The sequence below is a fragment of the Ruthenibacterium intestinale genome, assembly GCF_040096265.1.
Lineage (GTDB): Bacteria > Bacillota > Clostridia > Oscillospirales > Ruminococcaceae > Ruthenibacterium > Ruthenibacterium komagatae.
On record NZ_JBBMFA010000049.1, the window covers coordinates 1 to 1,139 of the forward strand.

Consider the following 1,139-nt stretch of genomic DNA (forward strand, 5'->3'; position numbering starts at 1 on the left):
TCCATCATTGGCCTGGCGAAGAACCAGCCCTATGAGATTGACACGACCTACACCAGCGCGACCATCGTGTACACCTACGATGCGTACAACAACATCAACGGTCAGTACACCTTCTCCGGCTGGACCGATCCCAACAAGGGCGTCATGGGCGAGAGCAACGTGACCGTCAGAGGCACCTGGACCTTCGAAGACGTGGCAGTTGCCAAGTATGACGTGAACTACAGCTGGGACGGCGACGTTCCCACAACCGAGACTCTGCCCGAGTCCATCATCGGCCTGGCGAAGAACCAGCCCTACACGATCGATACTACTTACACCAGTGAGACCGTCGTGGAGACCACGGATGCCTATGGCAACGTGAATGGCCGCTACACCTTCAGCGGCTGGACCGATCCCAACAACGGCGTCATGGGCGAGAGCAACGTGACCGTCAGAGGCACCTGGACCTTCGAAGAAGTGGCGGTTGCGGAATACACCATCACTTACATGCTGGATGGCGCTTTCTATGCCTCTGAGACAAAGGTTTACAACCAGCCCATCAGCTTGATGGCGGATCCGGCAGACCGCGAAGGCTACACCTTCTCCGGCTGGACCGTCGAGGAATATCCCGATGGACTGCCCGCAACCATGCCCGCAGAGAGTCTGGTCGTGGTTGGTTCCTTCACGGTGAACAATTACGATTACACCGTCAATCACATTTATCTGAACCGCGAGGGCGTAGAGGTCGACCGTGATCCGGAGAGCGGAAACGCTGCTTATGGCACGACGATCACCTACAGCCAGCGTCTGGTGTACCAAGATCAGACGTACCTCTTCAACAGCGACGATGGCCCCAAGACCATCGGCATCGATCCGGCGCAGAATGTTCTGAATGTCTACTATGACATCGACGTTCTGGTAGATCCGGGTAAAGATCCGGATGAAGACCCGGACAACGGCGACCAGATCCCCGATAAGTTCCAGGTGGTCGTGAACTACGAAGCAGCCAACGGCACTCCCGCCATCAGCAGCGAAGTGCTGACGCTGACCGACGAGAACGGCAACTACAGCGAGACCGGTACAGCCCAGGCCAGCATGCCCGAAGTGACGGCAGCCGAAGGCTACACCTGGTACGACAAAAACTGGTACACCGATGATAC

Annotated in this window: 1 protein-coding gene; it reads left to right on the forward strand. The window is 57.0% G+C overall.

The annotated features are described in order from the left end of the window. Positions 1 to 1,139: SHIRT domain-containing protein (locus WMO24_RS02565; RefSeq protein ID WP_349214715.1), on the forward strand; the 1,139-nt coding region annotated here is incomplete at both ends.